The organism is Rhizobium sp. 01T444 (genome assembly GCF_056398305.1).
Map to the genome: position 1 here is coordinate 1 of NZ_JBFTPD010000295.1, position 587 is coordinate 587.

The window sequence follows — 587 nt, forward strand, 5'->3', positions numbered from 1 at the left end:
AGCTATTCCAGATCTGGCTGAACCTGCCCCCGCGCAGCAAGATGGCCGAGCCGCATTTCACGATGTTCTGGGCCGAGGACATTCCGCGCTTCACCGCGACGGATCCCGACGGCCGCACGACGCAGGTCGCGAGCATCGCCGGGCGCATCGCGCCGGCGGACGGCGCTCCCGGCGCCAGCGGACCGCTGGCGCCGCCGCCGAACTCATGGGCCTCGCAGCCCGATGCCGACCTTGCCATCTGGACGATCCGGATGGAGGCCGGCGCGCGCTGGACGCTGCCGGCCGCGAAGGGCGAGGGCACTCGGCGCAGCCTGTATTTCTTCAAGGGCGGCTCGGTGCGCATTGGCGTTGAACCCGTGGATGCGCATGCCGCCATCGAACTGCGCGCCGACGCCGAGGTCGAGCTGGCCAACGGCGACGCGCCGAGTGAATTCCTGGTGCTGCAAGGCCGTCCGATCGGCGAGCCGGTGGCGCAGTACGGCCCCTTCGTGATGAACACGCAGGCCGAGATCGCGCAGGCCATGGCCGACTACCGGCGTACCCGGTTCGGCGGCTGGCCGTGGGGCGATGACGCGCCGGTGCATGGG

The 587-nt window shown here is 70.9% G+C and carries 1 protein-coding gene; it reads left to right on the plus strand.

What is annotated here, in order from left to right; translation table 11 throughout:
- The coding region (locus tag AC1DTN_RS38535) for a pirin family protein (RefSeq protein WP_477925467.1) at positions 1 to 587 on the plus strand (587 nt) is incomplete at both ends.